The 23,315-nt window shown below is 53.7% G+C and carries 18 protein-coding genes; 2 read left to right on the top strand and 16 right to left on the bottom strand.

Annotation, left to right across the window (positions count from 1 at the left end):
• Positions 1-45: 45 nt before the first annotated feature.
• From phoH to putP, 5 genes are all read right to left on the bottom strand, one after another.
• Positions 46-834 carry a phosphate starvation-inducible protein PhoH gene (phoH, locus tag AAH446_RS11010; protein ID WP_342906747.1) on the bottom strand — a complete coding sequence of 263 codons (789 nt, stop codon included), beginning with the start codon at positions 832-834 and terminating at the stop codon, positions 46-48.
• 579 nt (positions 835-1,413) lie between these two features.
• The gene (gene efeB, locus AAH446_RS11005; protein WP_342906746.1) at positions 1,414-2,700 is read right to left on the bottom strand and encodes an iron uptake transporter deferrochelatase/peroxidase subunit; all 1,287 of its coding nucleotides are present in this window, start codon (positions 2,698-2,700) and stop codon (positions 1,414-1,416) included.
• A 6-nt stretch (positions 2,701-2,706) separates the two neighbouring features.
• On the bottom strand, positions 2,707-3,831 hold the full coding sequence (gene efeO, locus AAH446_RS11000; protein WP_342906745.1) for an iron uptake system protein EfeO: 1,125 nt from the start codon (positions 3,829-3,831) through the stop codon (positions 2,707-2,709).
• Between the two features lie 55 nt (positions 3,832-3,886).
• On the bottom strand, positions 3,887-4,717 hold the full coding sequence (gene efeU, locus AAH446_RS10995; protein WP_342906744.1) for an iron uptake transporter permease EfeU: 831 nt from the start codon (positions 4,715-4,717) through the stop codon (positions 3,887-3,889).
• A 307-nt stretch (positions 4,718-5,024) separates the two neighbouring features.
• Positions 5,025-6,509 (bottom strand): sodium/proline symporter PutP, encoded by a 1,485-nt coding sequence (gene putP, locus AAH446_RS10990; protein ID WP_342906743.1) that lies wholly within the window; start codon positions 6,507-6,509, stop codon positions 5,025-5,027.
• A gap of 419 nt (positions 6,510-6,928) precedes the next feature.
• Between putP and putA the strand changes: the two genes are divergently transcribed.
• Positions 6,929-10,879 carry a trifunctional transcriptional regulator/proline dehydrogenase/L-glutamate gamma-semialdehyde dehydrogenase gene (gene putA, locus AAH446_RS10985; protein WP_342906742.1) on the top strand — a complete coding sequence of 1,317 codons (3,951 nt, stop codon included), beginning with the start codon at positions 6,929-6,931 and terminating at the stop codon, positions 10,877-10,879.
• Between the two features lie 166 nt (positions 10,880-11,045).
• On the opposite strand, the gene AAH446_RS10980 is transcribed toward putA, so the two are convergent.
• The 11 genes from AAH446_RS10980 to AAH446_RS10930 form a co-directional block, all read right to left on the bottom strand.
• Positions 11,046-12,119, bottom strand: a complete 1,074-nt coding sequence (locus tag AAH446_RS10980; protein WP_342906741.1) for an acyltransferase family protein — start codon at positions 12,117-12,119, stop codon at positions 11,046-11,048.
• Between the two features lie 192 nt (positions 12,120-12,311).
• Positions 12,312-12,512 carry a hypothetical protein gene (locus tag AAH446_RS10975; protein ID WP_342906740.1) on the bottom strand — a complete coding sequence of 67 codons (201 nt, stop codon included), beginning with the start codon at positions 12,510-12,512 and terminating at the stop codon, positions 12,312-12,314.
• 233 nt (positions 12,513-12,745) lie between these two features.
• Positions 12,746-13,498, bottom strand: a complete 753-nt coding sequence (gene tcyN / locus AAH446_RS10970; protein ID WP_342906739.1) for an L-cystine ABC transporter ATP-binding protein TcyN — start codon at positions 13,496-13,498, stop codon at positions 12,746-12,748.
• Positions 13,495-14,163, bottom strand: coding sequence for a cystine ABC transporter permease (gene tcyL, locus AAH446_RS10965; protein WP_342906738.1), 669 nt, complete (start codon positions 14,161-14,163; stop codon positions 13,495-13,497). The genes tcyN and tcyL overlap by 4 nt, the downstream gene beginning before the upstream one ends.
• Complete coding sequence (gene tcyJ / locus AAH446_RS10960) at positions 14,163-14,966, bottom strand: cystine ABC transporter substrate-binding protein (protein ID WP_342906737.1); 804 nt, start codon at positions 14,964-14,966, stop codon at positions 14,163-14,165. Before tcyJ ends, tcyL begins: the two co-directional genes overlap by 1 nt.
• A gap of 157 nt (positions 14,967-15,123) precedes the next feature.
• On the bottom strand, positions 15,124-16,113 hold the full coding sequence (locus AAH446_RS10955; RefSeq protein ID WP_342906736.1) for a D-cysteine desulfhydrase: 990 nt from the start codon (positions 16,111-16,113) through the stop codon (positions 15,124-15,126).
• Positions 16,114-16,204: 91 nt separating this feature from the next.
• On the bottom strand, positions 16,205-16,708 hold the full coding sequence (fliZ, locus tag AAH446_RS10950) for a flagella biosynthesis regulatory protein FliZ (RefSeq protein ID WP_342906735.1): 504 nt from the start codon (positions 16,706-16,708) through the stop codon (positions 16,205-16,207).
• A gap of 42 nt (positions 16,709-16,750) precedes the next feature.
• Complete coding sequence (locus AAH446_RS10945) at positions 16,751-17,473, bottom strand: RNA polymerase sigma factor FliA (RefSeq protein WP_342906734.1); 723 nt, start codon at positions 17,471-17,473, stop codon at positions 16,751-16,753.
• A 143-nt stretch (positions 17,474-17,616) separates the two neighbouring features.
• Positions 17,617-18,585: an HNH endonuclease signature motif containing protein gene (locus AAH446_RS10940; RefSeq protein WP_342906733.1), complete on the bottom strand. Its 969-nt coding sequence runs from the start codon at positions 18,583-18,585 to the stop codon at positions 17,617-17,619.
• A 456-nt stretch (positions 18,586-19,041) separates the two neighbouring features.
• Positions 19,042-20,244, bottom strand: coding sequence for a flagellin lysine-N-methylase (fliB, locus tag AAH446_RS10935; protein ID WP_342906732.1), 1,203 nt, complete (start codon positions 20,242-20,244; stop codon positions 19,042-19,044).
• A 167-nt stretch (positions 20,245-20,411) separates the two neighbouring features.
• A complete protein-coding gene (locus tag AAH446_RS10930; protein ID WP_342906731.1) occupies positions 20,412-21,623 on the bottom strand; it encodes a FliC/FljB family flagellin in 1,212 nt (403 codons plus the stop codon).
• A gap of 281 nt (positions 21,624-21,904) precedes the next feature.
• Between AAH446_RS10930 and fliD the strand changes: the two genes are divergently transcribed.
• Entirely contained in the window at positions 21,905-23,305 is a 1,401-nt protein-coding gene (gene fliD, locus AAH446_RS10925; RefSeq protein ID WP_342906730.1) for a flagellar filament capping protein FliD, read from the top strand.
• Positions 23,306-23,315 lie beyond the last annotated feature (10 nt).

Here is a 23,315-nt window from a genome sequence, read left to right as displayed (position 1 = left end):
AAAAAAGCCCGGACGCGGGTCCGGGCCCTGTCGACTGTGCAACGGTTAGCTGTAGGCCATCAGCGTACGCTGACAAAGCTCTGAACGCACACAATCCTCTTTACCAAAACGCACCACGCTGACCATATCATCGTCCACAAAGCGGGACAGCGCGTCACCGAGGCCGGACTGAACGTGAGCCGGTAAATCACACTGGGTGATATCGCCGTTTACGATCACCGTAACGTTTTCCCCAAGGCGCGTCAGGAACATCTTCATCTGGGCGGCGGTAACGTTTTGCGCCTCATCGAGGATTACCACCGCATTTTCGAAGGTACGTCCGCGCATATAAGCAAAAGGAGCGATCTCCACTTTGCCAATTTCGGGACGCAGACAGTATTGCATAAAGGAAGAACCCAGACGTTTAACCAGAACGTCATAGACCGGACGGAAATACGGGGCGAACTTTTCTGAGATGTCCCCTGGCAGGAACCCCAGATCTTCATCCGCCTGTAGCACCGGTCGCGTAACGATAATCCTGTCAACATCCTTATGGATCAGGGCCTCGGCTGCTTTCGCAGCGCTAATCCAGGTTTTGCCACAACCTGCTTCGCCCGTCGCGAAGATCAGTTTTTTGCTTTCTATGGCTTTAAGATAGTGCGCCTGAGCTTCATTCCGGGCTTCGATGGGTGAATGGTCGCGTGAATCACGCGCCATGCCGATCGAGTCAAGTCCGCCCATCTGCACCAGCGAGGTGACCGATTCTTCTTCACGCTGACGGTGACTGCGTGAATCGCTACGAAGCACACGTTTTGCTTCACGACGCGCTTTGATCACTGCTTTCTGTCTTCCCATAGTGGCACCTTTCAGTTGGTTTCATTTCCCGCATCTGACGCAGATGCGATTACGTGAACGCTTTAGAGGTTTTGTGGTGGCTTCCTTGTAAGCCTTGTCGGGCCGTGGGTAAAAGTGTCTGGCAAAGCGTGCGCTTTTGCAGGCACCGGAATGCTGAATGTGGAACGGTGTATGCAGAAATCGATAAGAGATGTAAGAGACGGCGGAGCAGAGGTAGCCTCGCGAACAGAGGCGCTGAAACAATTTTCTGACGTTGATGTCCGTTAAAGGACTTTACCATTCGCGATCTCCCTGAAGCTTCAGTTAATGCGTTTGACTGCCGTCGTGTTTAAATTGCAACAGATCACGACAGAAATGCAACATCTATTTTACCTGATAATAAACGAAGGGAATTTATAATGCGGAACAATCGTCGAGCCGTAGAGTAATTACCCAAAAAATCAAAGAGATAACTATAAAGTGCGTACGCATTTTGATAAGAAAAATTCGTCAAAATGGCAGAAAGTTCTCTGAAAAGTTTATTTGATTAAAAAATAACCTTCCGTCCGTGGCGCGGCGGAAGGTCAGCCATTTAATTGCTCACGCCTCCAGTAAAGACTGGCCGAGATAATGTTTATTATCACTGACGCCCGGCAGAACAAAGAAATAGCCTCCGCCTGTTGGCTTGATATACTCCTCCAGCGCTTCGCCATTCAGCCTGTTTTGCACGCTAAGAAATCCTTTTTCTAAATCATGCTGATAACAGACGAACAGCAACCCCATTTCCAGCTGCCCCGAATGCGACACGCCCTGTGAATAGCTGTAGCCCCGGCGCAGCATCAGGCTGCTTTGCGTGGCCGCCGTGCGGGGATTAGCCAGACGGATATGCGCATCCAGCGGCGTCACATCTCCATCAGGATCGTTGAGATAGTCCGGAAGGTCATGCTCCTTCTCCCTGCCTAACGGCGCGCCGCTGTGCTTAACGCGACCAAAGATGGTCTCCTGCTCACGCAAAGGTGTGCGATCCCAGAACTCAACGTGAAACTGAATAATCCTCGCAGCCTGGTAACTGCCGCCCACGGCCCACGCCGGTTCTCCCTGATCCGCAGTGACCCAGAGAATGGAATCCATCAGCGTTCTGTCTGCCGTATCAGGGTTCGCCGTACCGTCTTTGAAGCCTAACAGGTTGATCGGGGTCTCTTTCCCCCTGCTGCGCGCAGCATGGTCAGAAATAAAACCTTCACGTAACCAGCGTACGCTTAGCAGATCCGGCGAATGCTTAATAATATCGCGCAGCGCATGAATCACCGTATCGTTGGTATTGGCACAGATTTGCAGTAGCAGGTCGCCATGGCATAAGCGGGCGTCCAGCGAATCATTGGGAAAGCGGGTCATTCGCTGGAGCTTCAGCGGCTTATGGGGTTGCAGCCCGTAACGGTCATCAAACAACGAGTGGCCCACGGAGAGCGTGATGGTCAGATTATCAGGGTAAATGGTCTCGCCCAGAATGCCCGAATCCATCGGCGGTAAGCGCGGGTTGGTTACCTGCGGCGCGCTACCGCCCTGGGTCAGAAAAACGATCCTGTCGGTTAACAGCCTGAACAAACGCTCCAGATCTTCTTTCCCGGTCGCCAGCACGTCAAAGGCCACGAGCATCATTGCAGCCTGCTGCGGCGTGGTCACGCCCGCCTGATGCTGCCCATAAAAGGACTGAACCTCTTCCCTTGCCGAGGGCGATAACGCGCCCGGTGAGAAAGACTTATCGTCCGACGCAGCATGAACCGGACAGCCACCGCCTACAGCCAGGGCACCGCTGAGGATGCCTATCTTTTTTAGTAAGCGACGACGCGATGGCTGTGCCGCGTCATCACCAGCTTGTCTTGCCATCTTAGGTTAATCCAGTCCCAGGGTTCCACGCAGTCTGGAAAGGTCTTCCGCCAGTGAGGTAATCGGGCCTTTCATTGCATTACGGTCGGCATCCGTCAGCTTGTCGTAGGATTCATAGCCATCTTTGGTACGGTATTTAGCCAGAACGTCATCGACCTTCCTGAAGTTGCCATCGATTTTTGCCAGCAAAGGCGCATCGGCTTTCTGGAGCATGGGACGCAGCAGGCTCACAATTTTCTGCGCGCCATCTACGTTCGCCTGAAAGTCCCAGAGATCGGTACGGCTGTAGCGGTCTTCTTCACCGGAGATTTTACTGGCGGCCACTTCTTCGATAAGGCCTGCCGCCCCGCCCACAACCTTACTGGGCGAAAAGGCCAGTTCGTTGATGCGCTTTTGCAGATCCAGTACGTCACGGTTGAGCAGATCCGCATAAGCCTCCATCCCTTTGGTACTTTTATCACCCCACAGCGCTTTCTCAAGGCGATGGAAGCCGGTGAACTTAGGATCTTCCGCTTTTTTCTCATAATCGTCTTCGCGGGCGTCAATGCTCACATCAAGATCGGAGAACAGTTCAGCAATCGGTTCGATACGCTCATAGTGGCGGCGAGTCGGGGCATAGAGGGATTTGGCTTTCTCCAGGTCTCCCGCCTTCACCGCATCGGTAAAGGCTTTGGTGCCGGCAACCAGATCGTTCACTTCGCGGGTAACATAGGCTTTGTACTCCGTTATTGGGCCTGCCAGCTGCATCACATCCGGCTGACCGTCAGAGGGGGCGTGGGTGCCTTTTACCACCAGCTTGCCTTTAGGATTGCTCAACAGGCCACAAGTGAGATCGTATTCACCAGGCTCCAGGTTCGCCGTAAGTTTTTGCGTGAAGCCTGGCGCGATATTTTCCCGCTCCTCCACGACCATTACGCCTTTCAGGATCTCCCACTCAAGCCCTTTCTGACTGTCGTTCTTGATAATGAACCGGGTTTTCCCCGCCTCTACGGTGACGTTCATCGGGTCACACTGTTTGTCATTGACGCTGATTTTCACCTGGGGAATATCAGCCGCCAGGGCCGTAGCAGAACCGGTCAGTAACGTGAGCAGCGCGGCATTCAGCGCGTGCCGGCGAAAACGAAGTGTCATAATTAAATCCCTGTAAAAAGTGTTCGCACCTGCACAAGCAGGCACGGATAAAGGCTCAGCGCGCAATGCCTGAAGCCGCCTGCGGAGACACTGGCTTAAAGAACAGCAGCAGTGCAGGAACTAAATAGATAAACCAGACCGCAACTTCGCTGACGCTTGGCGCTTGCTGGTAGCCAAACATCCCTTCCAGCAGCGTACCGATCAGCGTACTGGTCGGGAGCGACTGGCTCAGGTCAAAGGCGATCGACTGGAAGCCGTTCCACAATCCCGCCTCATGGAAAGCCCGGATGGCCCCGGCAGCCAGTCCGGCCGCCACCAGCAGAATAAACAGGCTGGTCCACTTAAAAAACGTCGCCAGATTAAGGCGCACCCCGCCCCAGTAAATCAGCATGCCGAGGATCACGGCGGTAGCCAGGCCAGAGAGAGCGCCGATCGGCGGCCATATCCCCACATCCTGCTGAAAGGCAGCGAGCAGGAAGAAGACGGACTCCAGGCCTTCACGCGCCACGGCAAGAAAGACCATTGCTACCAGCGCCCAGCCGCTGTTACCGCCCTTCTCCAGCGCTGCATCAACGGCATCCTCAAGCTGTGCTTTCACGTTGCGTGAGACATTGCGCATCCAGAAGACCATATAGGTCAGAATGCAAACGGCGATCGCGGCCACGATCCCTTCAAACAGCTCCTGCTCTTTCTGCGGGAACTCGCCGGTAGTTTCATTGATGAAGTAACCTGCGCCGAAGCAGAGCGCAGCAGCGATAAGTACGCCTGCCCACAGTGCGCCAAACCATTCACTTCGGTGGGTTCTTTTAAGGTAACTGGCGATCAGGCTGACAATCAGCGCCGCTTCCAGACCTTCACGTAACATAATGAGAAAAGGAACAAACATGCCGGGCCCCCGGAGATCAATCATTCACGGTAAATTGCCGTAAAGAAACGTAAATACAAACGATAGTGATTATCATTATTACCAATAAAAAGACAAGCGCCGGGAAGAATATTTTTACTTCTTGCTTGCGGTCAGGCGTGCGCCGTAGAGAGGAGAAAACAAAAGATGAGCAGAGAAAGAGAAAGAGAAAGAGAAAGAGAAAGAGAAAGAGAAAGAGAAAGAGGCGAGCTTATCGCCTCAGGCTTCAGTTCACAGCTGTGCGAAAAACGCTACCGGGCATCGCGATGATGCCCGGTATTGGGTTTGCTTAGTTGGCTTTAAATTCCGCTTCCGCCACGGCAAAGCGCTGCTGGGCCGCTGCTGAAGGTTCACGTCCCATCAGGCTGAACGCCACAATAGCGATGCTGGCAAACAGGAAGCCCGGAATGATTTCATAGAGATCAAGCCAGCCGTACTGTTTCCAGACCAGCACGGTTGCCGCGCCAATGATCATTCCCGCCAGCGCGCCGTTGCGCGTCATACGCTTCCAGATCAGAGAGAAAAGTACGACAGGCCCAAAAGCCGCGCCGAAACCGGCCCAGGCGTAGCTGACCAGCCCCAGCACGCGGTTATTCGGATCGGCCGCCAGCGCAATCGCCACCACGGCGACCAGCAGTACCATCATCCGTCCTACCCAGACCAGCTCGCGCTGCGAGGCATTTTTACGCAGGAAGTTTTTATATAAATCTTCCGTCAGCGCGCTGGAGCAGACCAGCAGCTGGCAGCTTAACGTCGACATCACCGCGGCGAGAATGGCAGACAGCAGAATGCCGGCAATCCACGGATTGAACAGCAGACGGGCCAGTTCAATAAAGATGCGCTCGCCGTTTTCAGAAACACCAGCGGCCTGGGCAGGGTTGTTCTGGAAGTAAGCGATGCCGAAGAAGCCCACCGCCACGGAACCGGCCAGGCAAAGGATCATCCACGCCATGCCGATACGGCGTGCACTGCGGATGGAGCGGTGGGAGTCCGCTGCCATAAAGCGCGCCAGAATATGCGGCTGACCGAAGTAGCCCAGGCCCCAGCCCAGCAGGGAGATCACCGCGATGAAGTTGAGGTTTTTCAGCATATCGAGGTTTTCAAAGCTCTTCGCCTCAATCACTGCCAGTGAGTCGTCGAGGCCACCGACGGCCAGAATAACGAAGACCGGCGTCAGGATCAGGGCAAAAAACATCAGCGCGGCCTGGATGGTATCCGTCCAGCTAACCGCCAGGAATCCGCCTACAAAGGTATAAAGAATCGTCGCTGCGGCACCGGCCCAGAGGGCAGTTTCATAGCTCATCCCAAAAGTGCTTTCAAAGAGTCGCGCGCCTGCGACGATACCGGAAGCACAGTAGATGGTGAAAAAGACCAGAATCACCAGCGCGGAGATCACGCGCAGCATCTTACTCTTGTCTTCGAAGCGGCTGGAGAAATAGTCCGGCAGCGTCAGGGCGTTATCGTGATGCTCAGTCTGCACGCGCAGCCGGCCCGCCACAATCTTCCAGTTGAGGTAAGCGCCAAGCGTCAGGCCGATGGCAATCCAGCTTTCAGAAATGCCCGACAGGAAAATCGCACCGGGCAGACCCATCAGCAGCCAGCCGCTCATATCGGACGCTCCGGCAGAAAGCGCGGTAACCAGACTGCCCAGGCTGCGGCCACCAAGGATATAGTCGTCGAAGTTTTTTGTAGACCGGTATGCAATAAAACCAATCAGCACCATGCCGAGGATATAAACGCAAAAGGTCACCATCATGGGTGTACTTACTGTCATCCAGTTTCTCCACTTATTGTTGTTAATGCGCTATCGCATCGGGTTAATGCCGCACCGTTGGAACGTAACGGCGCGGTTTCCTGGCTCCCGAGGCGGTGTATCCTGCCGTAAAGCGACTACTCGTACAAATCTTTTAACACATCAGTTACAGCAAATTCACCCTGCGTCACAGGTCAGCAAGCAGGAGGTAGTACTGGATCACAGTTACAGAGTTGCACCTCCTGACTGACGCGCGATATGCCCTGTACTACCGGCTTGCAGAGAATCAGCCGGAACGATTGCAGCAATTACCGTGCCGCTTTCACCGGGCCGGCTAATAACTCTGCGTGGGCGGTCACATTTAACACGGTTGCACAAAGTTGCAACTTGTATGATATTGCTCGCTAACAACGTATTTTTCGATGAAGGAGTTTTCAGGCATGGCCACAACTACCATGGGCGTGAAGCTGGATGATGCGACGCGTGAGCGTATCAAGCTGGCCGCCGGTCAGATTGACCGTACCCCACACTGGCTAATCAAGCAGGCGATATTTAACTACCTTGAGCAGCTGGAGAAAGGCACTACCCTGCCTGAATTCCCCGTTCAGTCATCTTCTCAGGAAGGCGATGAGCGTCCTGAAGAAGAGGCGCGCCAACCCTTCCTGGATTTTGCCGAGCAGATCCTGCCGCAGTCGGTGACCCGGGCTGCGATCACCTCCGCCTGGCGACGTCCTGAAACGGAATCCGTCCCGATGATCCTTGAGCAGGCGCGCCTGCCTGCCCCGCTTGCTCAGCAAACTCATCGTCTGGCACACCAGCTGGCAGAGAAGCTCCGGCATCAGAAAGGGGCAACCGGACGCGCCGGAATGGTGCAAAGCCTGCTTCAGGAGTTTTCGCTCTCCTCACAGGAAGGTGTCGCCCTGATGTGTCTGGCGGAGGCGCTGCTGCGCATTCCCGATAAGCCCACCCGCGACGCCTTAATCCGCGATAAAATCAGCAACGGTAACTGGCAGTCGCACCTGGGCCGCAGCGCGTCGCTCTTTGTGAACGCCGCCACCTGGGGACTGCTCTTTACCGGGCGCCTGGTCTCGACCCACAATGAAGCGAACCTCTCCCGCTCACTAAACCGTATTATCGGTAAAAGCGGTGAGCCGCTGATCCGTAAAGGCGTGGATATGGCGATGCGCCTGATGGGCGAACAGTTTGTCACTGGTGAAACTATTGCGGAAGCGCTGGCTAATGCCCGCAAGCTGGAAGATAAAGGCTTCCGCTACTCTTACGATATGCTGGGGGAAGCGGCGCTGACGGCGGAAGATGCCAAAGCCTACCTCGTCTCCTATCAGCAGGCGATCCATGCCATCGGCAAAGCGTCCAACGGGCGCGGTATCTATGAAGGGCCGGGCATTTCGATCAAGCTTTCCGCTCTGCACCCCCGCTACAGCCGGGCGCAGTACGACCGGGTGATGAGCGAGCTTTACCCTATTCTCAAATCCCTGACCCTGCTGGCACGCTCCTATGATATCGGCATCAATATCGATGCCGAAGAAGCTGACCGCCTGGAGCTGTCGCTGGATCTGCTGGAAAGGCTCTGCTTTGAGCCGGAGCTGGAAGGCTGGAACGGCATCGGCTTTGTGATCCAGGCCTATCAGAAACGCTGTCCGTTTGTGATCGATGGCCTGATCGATCTTGCCCAGCGCAGCCGTCGCCGGCTGATGATCCGACTGGTGAAAGGCGCCTACTGGGACAGTGAAATCAAACGCGCCCAGATGGAGGGGCTGGAAGGCTATCCGGTTTATACCCGTAAGGTCTATACCGATATCTCTTACCTGGCCTGTGCCCGCAAGCTGCTGGCGGTGCCAAACCTTATCTATCCGCAGTTTGCCACCCATAACGCGCACTCTCTGGCCGCTATCTATCAGCTGGCGGGCAATAACTACTATCCGGGACAGTATGAATTCCAGTGCCTGCACGGTATGGGCGAGCCGCTCTATGAGCAGGTGGTGGGCAAAGTGGCTGACGGCAAGCTGAACCGCCCCTGCCGGATTTATGCGCCGGTCGGCACGCATGAAACGCTGCTGGCCTACCTGGTGCGTCGCCTGCTGGAAAATGGTGCCAATACGTCGTTCGTTAACCGTATCGCCGATCACACGCTGCCGATTGAAGAGCTGATCGCCGATCCGGTAGAAGAAGTTGAAAAGCTGGCGGGCAAGGAAGGTGCCATCGGCCTGCCGCATCCAAAAATCCCGCTGCCGCGCGACCTCTACGGCAGCAAACGCGTCAACTCGTCGGGGCTGGATCTTGCCAATGAACACCGTCTCGCCTCGCTCTCCAGCGCCCTGCTCAACAGCGCGACTCACTCCTGGCAGGCGCTGCCGCTGATAGATGGCCAGGTGGAAGAAGGCGAACGCCTGCCGGTGACTAACCCTGCCGAGCCGGGGGACATCGTCGGCTATGTGCAGTACGCGAGCGAGAATGACGTCTCCACCGCGCTGGATGCGGCCGAGAATGCCGGCCCAATCTGGTTCGCCACGCCACCGGAAGAGCGCGCCGCTATTCTTGAACGTGCCGCCGTAATGATGGACGGCCAGCTTCAGCGTCTGATCGGCATTCTGGTCCGTGAGGCGGGGAAAACGTTCAGCAATGCGATTGCTGAAGTCCGCGAAGCGGTCGACTTCCTCTATTACTATGCGGGCCAGGTGCGCGACGACTTTGATAACGAAACTCACCGTCCGCTGGGACCGGTTGTCTGCATCAGCCCGTGGAACTTCCCGCTGGCGATTTTCACCGGTCAGATTGCCGCCGCGCTGGCGGCAGGCAACAGCGTGCTGGCCAAGCCCGCCGAGCAGACGCCGCTGATTGCGGCAGAAGCCGTTTCGCTATTACATGAAGCGGGTGTGCCGACCGGGGCGCTGCAGCTGCTTCCCGGCCTGGGCGAAACCGTGGGCGCGCAGCTTACCGGCGATCCCCGGGTGCGCGGCGTAATGTTTACCGGCTCCACGGCGGTCGCTACCCTGCTGCAGCGTAACCTGGCGGGTCGCCTCGATCCGCAGGGCCGTCCGACGCCGCTGGTTGCCGAAACGGGCGGAATGAACGCCATGATCGTCGACTCTTCCGCGCTGACCGAGCAGGTCGTGATGGACATTGTCGCTTCCGCCTTTGACAGTGCCGGACAGCGCTGTTCTGCGCTGCGTCTGCTGTGCGTTCAGGCCGACGTGGCCGACCACACTATTCAGATGCTGCGCGGCGCTATGGCTGAATGCCGCATGGGCAATCCGGAACGGCTCTCCACGGACATTGGTCCGGTGATTGATGCTGAAGCGAAAGAGAACATTGAGCGTCATATCCAGGTAATGCGTACCAAAGGCATGAAAGTTTATCAGGCCGTGGTCCAAAACCAGCAGGACAGCAAAGAGTGGCAAAGCGGCACGTTCATACAGCCAACCTTAATCGAGCTGAATAACGTCGCCGATCTGGATAAAGAAGTTTTCGGCCCGGTGCTGCATGTTGTGCGTTACACCCGCAATACGCTGCCGCAGCTTATTGAGCAGATTAACGCCTCCGGCTACGGGCTGACGCTGGGCGTCCATACCCGTATCGACGAAACCATCACTCAGGTCACGAACAGCGCGCGCGTGGGTAACCTCTACGTCAACCGCAATATGGTGGGAGCCGTGGTCGGCGTGCAGCCGTTTGGCGGTGAGGGCCTTTCCGGCACCGGTCCGAAAGCGGGTGGCCCACTCTACCTCTACCGGCTGCTGTCACACCGTCCGGATGGCGCATTGCGTCTGACGCTGGACCGCCAGGATGGCGAGCGTCCGGTCGATTCGGCGCTGCGTCCGGTCCTGCTGGCTCCGCATCAGGCGCTGACCGCATGGGCAAAAGAAAAACCGGCGCTGGCGATGCTCTGCGCGCGCTATGCGGAACTGGGCCAGGGCGGTACGGTACGCCTGCTGCCAGGCCCGACGGGCGAACGCAACACCTTTGCGCTGCTGCCGCGCGAGACGGTGCTGTGCCTGGCGGATAACGAAGAAGATACGCTGATCCAGCTGGCCGCCGTCACTGCGGTAGGCAGCCGGGCGCTGTGGCCGGAAGATGAGCTGCACCGTTCGCTGTTTAAAACGCTGCCGCAGGAAGTGCAGAAGCGCATCGACTTTGCCGCCCAGCCGCTGGATCAGCACGCGGATTTTGACGCGGTGATATATCACGGCGATGCCGATCAGCTGCGCATGGTCTGTGAAACGGTAGCGGAACGCGAGGGGCCGATTGTCTCCGTACAGGGCTTTGCGCGGGGTGAAACGAACCTTCTGCTGGAACGCCTGCTGATTGAGCGCTCGCTGAGTGTCAACACCGCTGCCGCAGGGGGTAACGCCAGCCTGATGACCATCGGCTGAGTCTGAGCGGCAAAATTGCGCTGTGCCTGAAATTGGGCACAGCGCAGGAAGGTAGCCCGCCTCAGCAGATTGCTGCACTGGCACGGTTACCTTTCGTATCACGTTTATCTTCAGCCTGAGGGCTTACGACACGGCGCGTAAGCCCTTTTTTCATACTGTGACGCCATCAGGTATCAAACTTCATCCGCAACAGTTTTGGGTAGATGAACAAATTTTTGCCCACGCCACGGTTCAGCAGCGTCCAGATCCCGACAGAGCAGCCGGCACAAAGCACCGTCATTACCGGCGGGAAGCCCACGGCCCAGAGCAACGAGAAGGCTTTGCTGGCAAAAAAGTTATGCCCCAGCGCGAAGAGGATCGCCGACATGCCGAAAAACTCGATAAAAATGCGGTGCAGAACGTAAATTTGCAGCGTATTTTTTCCCATCCAGTTCAGCCAGCGCATATCAAAAACGTTATTCAGCATCCGGCAGGCGGCGATACACATCAGGATAGCAATAACGCACAGGAACAGGTTTTCAGGAAGCCCCATCAGCGTATGTACCAGGGCAAGCAGCGCCAGCACGCCCCAGGGAAGCAAGTTGCTGCGGTGCCATTCACTCCAGCGCACCATGGTCGTGCTGAAAAACGTGCCGAACAGGAAAAAGATAAAATACTGCGACAGGCTTTCGGGGCCCCAGCCGGGAATGACATTCGTCACTGCGGCGTAGTTAAGCACCAGCGCCATCACCATGATCGTGCTCTTTTGCACACGGAACAGTTTGGCGAAAAGGAAAAAGAGCCCCAGCGCATAGAGGTACCAGGAGGAACTCATGGCAAGCAGCATCAGCTTGAGGAATTCCCCCGCCGAAGAGGCCCAGGCGGCATTCGCGTTACTGGAAAGCTGGTCTCCCATAATTTCGCCAGAAACGCCGTTAATCATCAACCACTGGATCAGGCCCCAGAGAAAGTAGAGATAGAACAGATTGGTGACGCGACTGGTGAACACCTGTTTCCACGGACGGTTCAGAATGGCACTGGAGGCCAGCAAACCGGAAACGAAGAAAAAGGCGGGCATCCGCAGCGGCGAGAGGTAGTGATTAAAGGCAACCCATAATTTCGCCGGAATAAACCCGGCGGTCAGGTGAGGGATCATGTCAGCATAACCGGGCAAGACCACGTGATACAAAACAACTAACAGAATGCAGGCGCCTTTCAGGCTGTTAATCCAGACGATTTCTTTCTTATGAGTAGAATTCATTATTTTACTCCAGCTGTGTGCTGTGATTTTTATAAATATGCGTGTGCAGGGAGAGTTCCTGGCGTTGGTGTTTTATTATTCTCTGGTACATATTTCCCATGGTAATAAAGGAATCAGGGCCAATATTATCAGCCCTGTTGAATACTATCAGCCATTGCTGGCGACGTCTGGTACTTTTTTGCGGTTTCGCTATCAGCTGCGAATCGAAAACAGCCCCAGCCAGCGCCATAATGCGTAGCGGCCATACCTACAGAAAGAGCGCACTGCAAAGGCCAGCGCCACCACCAGCGGCATTAGCGCCCGGCCCGGTGGGGACCAGAAATAGCTGAAGCGAAGGTAACTGTCTGACTGCGCTAAAAATCTCTTTAAAGCGTTCTGACCGGCAGTATCCACTTAATATCCTGACAATCTGAAGTAAGTTTACAAATTATTACTTACACTAGCCAAAATACGATGAGCATTACTCTGAAAGGAAAATTAAGCGGCGTCGTTATCGGAGAGAATAAACAATAAGGGATAATTCTTAAATAGATAGCGGAAAGCAAAACAAGTTAATTAAGATTATCCTCATAGTGATGAGGATAATATAAGCCTCCCCACTGTTCGGAAAGGCTTATATTTAACGGTCAGGCATTAAGGAATTTTTCAAGAAACTGCCGCGTACGTGGCTGCTGGGGATCGCTGAAAAGTGATTTTGCATCACCCTGTTCAACTATCCGGCCCTGATCCATAAAAATCGCCCGGTCCGCGACATCGCGGGCAAAGCTCATTTCATGGGTCACAATGACCAGCGTCCGTTTCTCCTCCGCCAGCGCCCGAATGGTGTTCAGCACTTCGCCAACCAGTTCAGGATCGAGCGCCGAGGTCGGTTCATCGAAAAGAATCACCTCAGGCCGCATCGCCAGCGCACGGGCAATCGCCACGCGCTGCTGCTGGCCGCCGGAAAGCCGGCGCGGATAGCTCTCTTCTTTTCCATGAAGCCCCACCTTTTCCAGCAGCTGCCGCGCCCGCGCAATGGCTTCCGCTTTAGGTTCACGCTTAACGATGGTTGGACCTTCGATAATGTTCTCCAGCACCGAGCGATGCGGGAACAGGTTAAAGCTCTGAAAGACAAACCCTACCTGCTGGCGCAGCTGACGTATCTGTACTTTCTGCCGGCTCATGCCCTTTGAGGCATCGATCACTATCTCACCGACCTTTATCGTGCCTTCATCCGGCTCTTCAAGCAGGTTGATGCTGCGCAACAGCGTGGTCTTTCCCGATCCGCTCGGCCCGATGATGGCGACTACCTCGCCAGATTTGACCTCCAGATCGATACCGTGAAGTACCGTCTGACCGTTGAACCGTTTGACCAGCTTACTGACTTCAATAGCGCTCATTTTGGCTCCCGATCCTGACGGTTAACGTGATCTTCCAGCCGGCTTTGCAGCATGGACAGCAGCGTCGCCATAACCCAGTAGATCAGTGAAGCGGCCAGATACATGGTAAAAACTTCCAGCGTACGCGAGGTAATCAGCTGGGCCTGACGGAACAGCTCCGGCACCTGGATGGTGGCGGCCAGCGAGGTATCCTTCACCAGGCTGATAAAACTGTTTCCCAGCGGCGGCAGCGCCGTTCTGGCCGCCTGCGGCAGCACTACCCGACGCAGCGTCTGCCAGCGGGTCATGCCGATGCTGGCCGCCGCTTCCCACTGTCCACGCTCAATGGCGGAAATCGCGCCTCGCAGGGATTCTGAGGTGTAGGCAGCCGTGTTCAGGGAGAGACCAATCATTGCGGAGGGGATCGGATCGAGCTCAATACCGAACTGCGGCAGACCGTAATAGATCATAAACAGCTGGGCAATCAGCGGCGTTCCGCGAAATACCGACACGTAAAAGCGAGAGAGCCAGGCAACCGGCCAGAAATGCGAAAGACGCATCATCGCCAGCAGGAACCCCAGCAGCAGGCCAAAAAACATGCCGCCGATGCTGAGTTCGAGGGTAAAGAGCGCGCCTTTCAGTAAAAAAGGTGCTGAATCCAGCACCAGTTGAATACTTTCCTGCATTATTTCGTCACGTCCGCGCCAAACCACTTCTCAGACAGTGCGGTCAGCGTGCCGTCTTTCTGCATTTCCGCAATGGCGTCATCGATCGCTTTCAGCATTTCAGGGTTGCCCTTACGCAGCGCCACGCCAGCTTCCTGACGGGAGAATGCCGGACCCGAAACCGCCAGCGTATTGCCGGTTTTTTTCACCAGGTCCAGCGCCGCCAGACGATCAACGAGAATGGCATCAGTACGGCCAACGCGCAGATCCTGATATTTAGTCGGGTCATCATCATAGGTGCGGATATCCACATCTTTCACGTTCTCACGCAGCCACTGCTCATAGTTAGAGCCCAGACCCACGCCGACCTTCTTGCCGCTCAGATCTTCCGGCTTGCTGATACTGGAGGCATCCTCTTTTTTGGTCAGCGCCTGGATTCCGGAAACGGTGTAAGGCGTGGAGAAGTCATATTTCTTTTTGCGATCGGCTGAGATGGTGACCTGGTTGATCGCCACATCAATGCGACCGGAGTCCAGCGAGGCCAGCATACCGTCCCATTTGGTCGGCTTAAGGTTAGCCTTAACGCCCATATGCGCAGCCAGCGCGTCGGCGAACTCCACTTCATAGCCGGTCAGCTTGCCGTTTTCATCCTGGAAGCTGAACGGCGGATAGGTGCCCTCCAGACCGACCAGCAGCGTACCGCGCGCTTTCACTTTGTTAAGCAAATTTTCTTCAGCTGCGGAAGTACTGGCAGAAAAACCGGCCACCAGAGCAAGCGACATTACGCCCATCATCAGTTGGCGAGGCACCAGAGAAAAATTCATAAGGACTCCGTTAGATTAGTGGAGAGACAATTGCCCACTTCTCTCCTGTTATAATGACTGCTTCGACAGATGAGTCAGATCCCGTGACGCCCGATCTGACCCGAAGAATTTATGCGACCCGGCGCGTTTATACCAGCCGAAAGGGGAATATTCTTCTCTAATCAGACAAATGATGATAAGCGAATAATGCGGGCGCACCGCCGGTGTGGATAAATACGATAGGCCCTTCGCGGCTGAAGCGCTGTTGGGTAATGCCGTCAATCAGCCCCGCCATTGCCTTGCCAGTATAGACCGGATCGAGAAATATCCCCTCGAGCCGGGCCAGCAATTTGATCGCTTCCATGCCCTCTTCGTTTGGCATGCCGTACTGCGGGCCATAGTACTCATCCCACAAATTGATCGGCGCGCTGACGGTCAGTTCAAGAGAAGCCGCCAGCGCCTCACGGATTGCGCTCACTTTGGGCCGCTGCTCGTCCGCCATGCGGGAAACGGTGACGCCGATCAGTTCGGTGTCCGGTAACAGCTGCTCCAGCCCGACCGCCAGGCCAGCATGTGTCCCGGCGCTGCCGGAAGCGACCACCACGGCGGCAAAATCGACCACACCCTCACTCTGATGGGCGATTTCCTGCGCACACTCAACGTAGCCGAGCGCGCCCAGCGCGTTTGAGCCGCCTACCGGGACAATGTAGGGGCGAAAACCCTGCGCTTCCAGCCGCGTGGCCTGCTCTTCAAGCTGAGCATCGGGATCGTGCAGCGCGTCTACCATGATCGTTTCCGCATCCATCAGGTCAAGTAACAGGCGGTTGCCGTTGCTCAGATAGTTTTCAGCGGCGGTATGAATCGGGTTTTCCAGCAGCGCCACGCATTTCAGGCCAAGCTTTGCCGCAACGGCCGCGGTCTGGCGTACGTGATTAGACTGAATGGCGCCTGCGGTAAGCAGCACGTCCGCGCCCTGGCGCAGCGCGTCAGCGGTAAGGAACTCCAGTTTCCTGAGCTTATTGCCGCCCAGCGCAACGGGCGTGACATCGTCACGTTTTATAAAGATGTCCCGACCTAAATAGTCGGAAAAACGGGGCAGGTGTTCCAGCGGCGTGGGTGCACCAAGCAGTTCCAGCCGGGGAAAAGCATTTAAGAGATGTAAGGACAACGTGGCCTCCAGAGAGAGCGCGAAAAGTTATCCTTACAGTTTTACAGAAGTTAGACAAAAGGTAACGAAAAAAGAGGTTGTCAGCGACAACCTAATTGCGTTGCCAGCCCAGAAACTGATCGTATTTTCGCAAGGCTATGCGGTAATTATTATTGCCGGCATCCGGCAGATCGTTTTCAAGGCATTCATGCCAGCTGTTGCCGCGCAGTCTCTCCGCAGGGAAATTGCGCTTGGACAGCATGTCGTCAAGGCGTCGCAGGCGAACAACATATTCGCGAATGGTACTGTGGCTCATCTCAGTCTGCTCAAAGAGATACTGTTTGAAGGCCATAATGTCGAAATAGTTCGGATGTGTGTTACAGAAAATATCGCTACAGAAGCGACAAAGCGCCGTCAGCTCATTCTGAAGTTTTAACCAGACTTGATCGTCGATCAGCTGATCCATCCGGGCAATAGCCTCTTTATTTATTATCTGACCACGAAACACTAGCGCCATACGATCCAGCACCTTGCTGCAGTGCGAACAGTTATTCTGGCTGTGTTTATAGTCTTTTAAATAACGGCTTAACGGCCTCATTTTTGTGTTGGATCCCATTTTGAGTCCCCGGTTGGTGTTGAGAGTGCGAAACTGACTCCGTCAGCGCGCTCCCGTTAACCGGGCGCGCAGGCGTTTAATCGCCTGACTGTGCAGCTGGCTGACCCGGGATTCCCCGACCTCCAACACTGCGCCAATCTCTTTAAGATTCAGCTCTTCCTGGTAGTAAAGCGTCAGCACCATTTTTTCGCGTTCGGGCAGGGCCTCGATCGCTTCAATGACGCGTTCGCGCAGGTTTCCTTCCATCAGTTGATGCAGCGGATTCGCTTCTTCATGGCCTTCCGTAACCAGTTCTGCGCTGTCACCATGCTCCTCACGGAACTCGTCGTAAGAGAACAGCTGACTATTGTTTGTATCCAGCAGGATCTGGCGGTACTCCTCCAGAGAGACATCGAGCTGCGTTGCGACTTCCTGCTCCGTCGCGGAACGACCCAGCGTCTGTTCAACGCGGTGCATCGCTCCCGCCACTTCACGTGCGTTACGTCGTACGCTGCGAGGTGCCCAGTCGCGGCTGCGCAGCTCATCAAGCATGGCGCCCCGGATACGCTGCACGGCGTAGGTGGTAAAGGCCGTGCCCTGTAGCGCGTCGTAGCGCTCCACGGCGTTCAGCAGCCCTATGCCCCCTGCCTGCAGCAGATCGTCCAGCTCCACGCTTGCTGGCAGCCTGACCTGCAGACGCAGCGCCTCATGTCTCACCAGCGGCACATATCGCTGCCACAGCGAGTTTTTATCCATCACCCCATCGGCGGTATAGAAATCATTCACCCTGACTACCCTACGTTAGTTAAGTTATCGGCATGATTATCTGTTTCTGTAGGGCGGATTGATTGGTGGAATAGCGCTATTAAAGGCGGGTTATTTCATTTTTGTGTAAAAAAGCGGCGCGAAAGGCTGCCGCTTCGGATAAATCAGCCAGGTTGCCGAAGTTTTGCGCGTGTCGCGTCGGGAACATGCGGCCACAGCGCGCAAATTTGGCCGTCTATTTCCTGATAAGCACGGCGTAAATCTTCATTAATGGCACCGATACCGCGCAGATGTACGCGACCGCTCGCCGCATCGATGATTAGAAGACGGCTGATAAATAGCCGCTGAAGATCGCTGCGCAGAAACAGGCCGTTGTCCACGCTGTTATCGTTGAGAAACCCCTCTTCATTCTCATCCGTCTGAATATGACAGGCCTCGACCCAGGGATGGCTGGTGCTCTCCGGCAGCCGCGTTCCGGTGATCACGCAGGCACCGTAACGGGCCTTTACCGAGGCCGCAAATTCCGCCTGACTCGCCTGCTGCCAGACCTGCGCCTTCACTTTTCTGCCCACCAGCGTGCCTGATATCACACCTGGCGGTATCGGGAGCAGCGGGCTGCTGACGACGGCGATAAACTGAATGCGGCGGGAGACGCTGAAACAGGGATGTGCGCCCGCATCAAAAAGCTGCCAGTAAGCCTCCTCCCCTTCCTGACGCATCAGCGAGAGCGTATAGCCACGGCTGGTGACCAGCTGCTGGGCAGCCGCTGATGCAGGATCGAGCATGGCGTAAACGCGGCTCTCCCCCATCACCTTCCAGCGGTTTTCCTGCTTTGCCTGTTCGTTACGTCGGAAATAGTAGAAAGGAAGCTGCTGTTTGAGGTAGTACTCCAGCCGCCGCAGATAACTTTTGCGTTCGTTATCGTTAGAGATGAAGAGCAGATCCTCAAGCGGGCTGTTGGTTTCGTTGTTGGCGAAGATCGCCCGGATGACCAGATTGCGGTAGCTGGTGGAAGGACTGAGCAGCGCCCGGGCCGTCAGCGCTTTCTCGTCCGGGAATTTCAGCGCATAGCGTTGAGCGATTTCGTCAAAGCTCAGCAGATCGCCGGGTTGCAGGTCAACGTTGAAGCGCATAGCAACACTCCAGAGAAAAATAGTTGAAAGTTATGGTTGTTCTGAAGGAGTTATCGGCAGATCGAAGTGGAACTGTAATGCGAGGAGTAAACGAAAAGATACAGGCTCGTTGACTGAAGCTGATTTTTTCGCTTTATAATGGTTTCAACAAGAATTCATTCCCATTAAATAGGCATTTATGAGGATGATAACCCAAGCATTTCACATACTGTTTTTGAAAAAACCGGTGCCTAACCATTTAGTGTGCACGTGGATTAAACCTGAAATAATCATACAGTCATCCTGCAACTCTCCCTTAACACAACAGAAATCCGCCTGTAATGACGTCCTATTTGCGTATGTAAATCACTCGCCTCCCCGATTAGGAAAGGCGAGTCAGTTATTAACCACATAACTATTATATTAGCGATTTGAAAAGCAGGCACAGCGAAAAGGCAGCAACTACAGATTGCATGCTTATTTCAACAGATAGATAAGCGACAAATCATCATTGACTTTGGTTTTATTAATTTCCGCCACAAAGGCAGATGTTGATTGCGCGTTGTGCTTGGTAATTGAATGGTAACTGTAGATAATATTGATGATATCATCCTCATTAACCTGGCCTACCATCTCAACACATGCGGCGATCAATGATTTCAATAAAAACCAGTCAGCAGTCAACAGGTATAAATTCAATAGTGGTTTACGACTATTATCACCAGGGAAAAAACCATCATAGATACGGTATTGAATATAATTGTTCATTATCCATGGGCGTTCTGCAAACCAGGGCATCACTTTACTTTGCCAGACATTTTCAAGCCTTATCATTGACTGGTTGATGTCATTATTTTTTGCACCTTCAGCCTGTATATAAATAAGCTTATTGATGTAATGATTTAATGTCGGCCACCCTCGCAATTTAACTATCCCCTCAAAATAGGTCTGCATCCGCAACAAGAGTGACCACTGCAAATTGTAATCGGGCTTAACCTGATCAAGTTGCTGTCTAGTTTCACCTTCGATTAAACTATTAATGGTCTGAGAAAAATAGTTGTCCATCTTTGCAATACGATCGTCAACTTCGCTTAGCTTCTCAACATAAAGTAAAAAACTGGCTAGTGAGTAAAACGCCTCGTTAAGATGTACGCCACTATATTTTACAATATTGAGGCACATTAAGTTCAGCAGTTTTTTCTCTTGGTCGAGATCTTTCGCCTTATTGGCGCCAGGCTGTACATTAATTGTCTGCTCGAACAGCATTGAATCGGGCGAAGATAATAACTGCCGTGTCGCTTCCGGGCAAGAAAGCGTTAAGCTTTTTTGCTGTTCATATTTAAACGTATTCGCGACTCTTGGGTAAGAGGCACAGGTAGGACTTAGTGCCGACGCACCTAATGTGGAATGCACTTTACATAGTCGACTTTCATCCATAAAGGCACAATTTCCAGCCGCATTGAGCTTCATTTTCCCCCAACTTCCATAACTCTTACGGGTAGTAATGATATTTTCTGTAGCAAGTAATTTTATTTCAATTTGTGAAGATTTTAAATATCGATTCACTGTAGGCTTATCAAGAGTGATGTCCCAGCCTTTGCAGCAGTGATCGCGACACTCATTCCCAATGCACTTAAAGGCACTAACAAATAGTGGTTCAATGATAGTAATATTTTTCATGATCTACCCGCTGACACCCGTAATTGAAACAATAATTTTCATTATCAACATGGTAAATCAACCACCGGGAGTTAATCGCAGGAACAATGCACAAAAAGTGGGCTTATCATTCGCATAAAAAAACCCCGCCGAAGCGGGGTTTAAGTGAAACAAGAAGCTTAGAGTGATTAGCCCTGCAGCAGAGACATAACCTGCTGTGGAACCTGGTTAGCTTTAGACAGTACGGAGTTACCTGCCTGCTGAACGATCTGCGCTTTAGACATGTTAGAGACTTCAACCGCGTAGTCAGCATCCTGAATACGAGACTGTGCTTCTGACAGGTTAGTCGTCGTGTTGTTCAGGTTAGTAACTGCAGAACCCAGACGGTTCTGAATCGCACCCAGAGAAGAACGGAACTCATCAACAGAAGCAATTGCTGAATCCAGTTTTGCTAATGGATCCGAAGAAGAACCGGTAGTCAGGCTGTTAAGGCTGAGGCTCTTAGTATCAACTTTAAACGCAGCGGTATCAGCAGTTGTTGAAGTATCAGCAGCCTGTGGATCCAGAGCGATGAAGTAATCCTTGCCTACGCCGTCAGCACTTTCGAAACCATTTGCTTTCAGGTTGTTAACTTCAGCAGCACCGGTAGGCTTGATGGTAACTTTAGCGAACAGGTTGCCGTTATCATCTTTATAAACTTCGTCAGCTTTGATGGTCGCGCCACCAGCAGCCAGACCCAGACGGGTAGACAAATCGTTTGTAGCGCCAGTTTCTGCGACAGTCGCTTTTTCAACCTGAGTGGTAGAGCCGTAGTAAGAAGTAAAGTCGGTGTTTGCGACAGTACCCAGAGTACCTGCTTTATCTTTAGGACCGTTAACGTTGAAGCTATCCAGACCCAGAGTTTTTGAGTCGATTTTTTTCAGGTCGATATCGATGGTTTCGCCATCGTTCGCGCCAACCTGGATAGACATTTTGCCGTCTTTAGCCAGGACGTTCACGCCGTTGAACTGAGTCTGTTCAGATACACGGTCGATTTCAGACAGGCGAGATTTGATTTCGTCCTGAATGGAAGACAGGTCAGAATCAGAGTTGGTGCCGGTAGATGCCTGCACGGTCAGCTCACGAACACGCTGTAAGTTGTTGTTGATTTCTGACAGTGCGCCTTCAGTAGTCTGCGCAACAGAGATGCCGTCGTTAGCGTTACGGGCAGCCTGAGTCAGACCTTTAATGTTAGAGGTGAAGCGGTTGGCGATTGCCTGACCAGCAGCGTCATCTTTCGCGCTGTTGATACGCAGACCAGAAGACAGACGCTCCATAGAGGTAGAGAGAGCAGACTGGTTCTTGTTGATGTTGTTCTGAGTGATCAGCGAGAGGCTGTTGGTATTAATTACTTGTGCCATGATAAAGTTTCCTATTAAAATCGAATCTTGTTAAGGGAGTGGGGCTTGTTTGCCACCCGGCTTCATCGCCGTCAAAGTTGTTATCGTCTGCCTTACCCCAACCTTTAGAATTTTTTTAGCAAGTCGCGCATTTTTTTTCTCTCAGCCCAAATCCCCGAATTACCCTTCTCTATTACCGCTATTCATTCCATTACCCATGTTCAATTCGTCGTAAACTTTCCTTATCACTGGCCGATAACCACGCTATTCACTCTCCGTGTTGATCAGATAAAGGAAACATCATGGCAAGTATCTCTTCACTAGGTATCGGTTCCGGCCTTGAGCTGAGTAGTATTCTCGATAGTCTGTCCTCCGCAGAAAAAGCGTCACTGAAGCCGATCTCTACGCAGCAGTCAGCCTACACCGCCAAGCTGAGCGGCTATGGCACCCTGAAAAGTGCATTAACGACCTTTCAGGCAGCGAATACTGCGCTAGGTAAAGCCGATCTCTTCTCTGCTTCTAAAGCGACCACCGCTTCTACCGCCTTCAGCGCCACCACCTCAGCAGGTGCCGTCGCCGGTAAATATTCTATCAATGTGACGCAGCTGGCGTCGGCGCAAACGCTAACCGCAGGCGTTCAGAGCGACAATAAAACGGCGATCGCTACCGCAGACAGCACCATTACTTTCCAGCAGGCCGGCGCGGATGCCGAGCCGGTTACGATCACCCTTGCCGCCGGGGACTCTTCCCTCACCGGCATTCGCGATGCGATCAATAAAGCCGACGCGGGCGTCACCGCCAGCATTATTAAAACTGGCGAAGGCGCCTACCGTCTCTCCATGACGTCAACCAAACCCGGTGAAGATCATGAGATGACCGTCAGCGTCAGCGGCGACAGCGCGCTGCAAAGCTATTTAGGCACCAGCGGCGGTAACCTGACCGAGAGCGTTCCGGCTAAGAATGCGCTCCTGACGGTGAATAATGTCGCTATTGAGAGCAGTAGTAACAATATCAGTGATGCGCTGGAAGGGATTACGCTGAATTTAACCGAGGTGACTACCGGTAATCAGACGCTGACCGTTAATCAGGATACCTCCAAGGCCTCAAGCGCCGTCAGTGCCTGGGTAGAGGCGTATAATAAACTTCAGGACAGCTTCAGCAGCCTGACTAAATACACAGCGGTGGATGCAGGTACGGAGACGCAGGACACCACCAACGGTGCTTTGCTGGGCGACACTACGCTGCGTACTATTCAAACCCAGTTAAAAAGCCTGCTGGCCAATAGCAGCAGCACATCGACCTATAAAACGCTGGCGCAGATTGGCGTGACCAGCGATCCATCAAACGGCAAGCTTCAACTGGATCAGACCAAACTCGATGCCGCGCTGGCGAAAGATCCGGACGGCGTGAAAGAGATGATTATTGGCGACGCCAAAACCACCGGCATTACCACCAAGATGGGTAATAGCATGACCGGTTGGCTCTCAAGTTCAGGTATTTTGCAGGCTGCCACCGATGGCGTCAGTAAAACCCTGAACAACCTGACGGATAGCTATAACGCGGCCAGCGAGCGAATCGACGCCACCATTGCCCGTTATAAAAAACAATTTACCGCGTTAGATTTAATGGTGAGCAAGCTGAACAGTACCAGCAGTTATCTCACATCGCAGTTCGAAGCTTTAACCTCTTCAAATTCCAAGTAATAAGGAGTCA

This window comes from Erwinia psychrophila (genome assembly GCF_039023475.1).
Classification (GTDB): domain Bacteria; phylum Pseudomonadota; class Gammaproteobacteria; order Enterobacterales; family Enterobacteriaceae; genus Erwinia.
This window is presented reverse-complemented; position numbering and strand designations above follow the sequence as displayed.

Excerpts from the sequence above, each read along its gene's own strand:
- AAH446_RS10930 (WP_342906731.1), bottom strand. The coding sequence starts at position 21,623 with ATGGCACAAGTAATTAATACCAACAGCCTCTCGCTGATCACTCAGAAC.
- tcyJ (WP_342906737.1), bottom strand. The coding sequence starts at position 14,966 with ATGAATTTTTCTCTGGTGCCTCGCCAACTGATGATGGGCGTAATGTCG.
- fliZ (WP_342906735.1), bottom strand. The coding sequence starts at position 16,708 with ATGGGATCCAACACAAAAATGAGGCCGTTAAGCCGTTATTTAAAAGAC.
- phoH (WP_342906747.1), bottom strand. The coding sequence starts at position 834 with ATGGGAAGACAGAAAGCAGTGATCAAAGCGCGTCGTGAAGCAAAACGT.
- fliD (WP_342906730.1), top strand. The coding sequence starts at position 21,905 with ATGGCAAGTATCTCTTCACTAGGTATCGGTTCCGGCCTTGAGCTGAGT.
- tcyL (WP_342906738.1), bottom strand. The coding sequence starts at position 14,163 with ATGCAGGAAAGTATTCAACTGGTGCTGGATTCAGCACCTTTTTTACTG.
- fliB (WP_342906732.1), bottom strand. The coding sequence starts at position 20,244 with ATGAAAAATATTACTATCATTGAACCACTATTTGTTAGTGCCTTTAAG.
- putA (WP_342906742.1), top strand. The coding sequence starts at position 6,929 with ATGGCCACAACTACCATGGGCGTGAAGCTGGATGATGCGACGCGTGAG.
- putP (WP_342906743.1), bottom strand. The coding sequence starts at position 6,509 with ATGACAGTAAGTACACCCATGATGGTGACCTTTTGCGTTTATATCCTC.
- efeO (WP_342906745.1), bottom strand. The coding sequence starts at position 3,831 with ATGACACTTCGTTTTCGCCGGCACGCGCTGAATGCCGCGCTGCTCACG.
- AAH446_RS10980 (WP_342906741.1), bottom strand. The coding sequence starts at position 12,119 with ATGAATTCTACTCATAAGAAAGAAATCGTCTGGATTAACAGCCTGAAA.
- AAH446_RS10940 (WP_342906733.1), bottom strand. The coding sequence starts at position 18,585 with ATGCGCTTCAACGTTGACCTGCAACCCGGCGATCTGCTGAGCTTTGAC.
- efeU (WP_342906744.1), bottom strand. The coding sequence starts at position 4,717 with ATGTTTGTTCCTTTTCTCATTATGTTACGTGAAGGTCTGGAAGCGGCG.
- efeB (WP_342906746.1), bottom strand. The coding sequence starts at position 2,700 with ATGGCAAGACAAGCTGGTGATGACGCGGCACAGCCATCGCGTCGTCGC.
- tcyN (WP_342906739.1), bottom strand. The coding sequence starts at position 13,498 with ATGAGCGCTATTGAAGTCAGTAAGCTGGTCAAACGGTTCAACGGTCAG.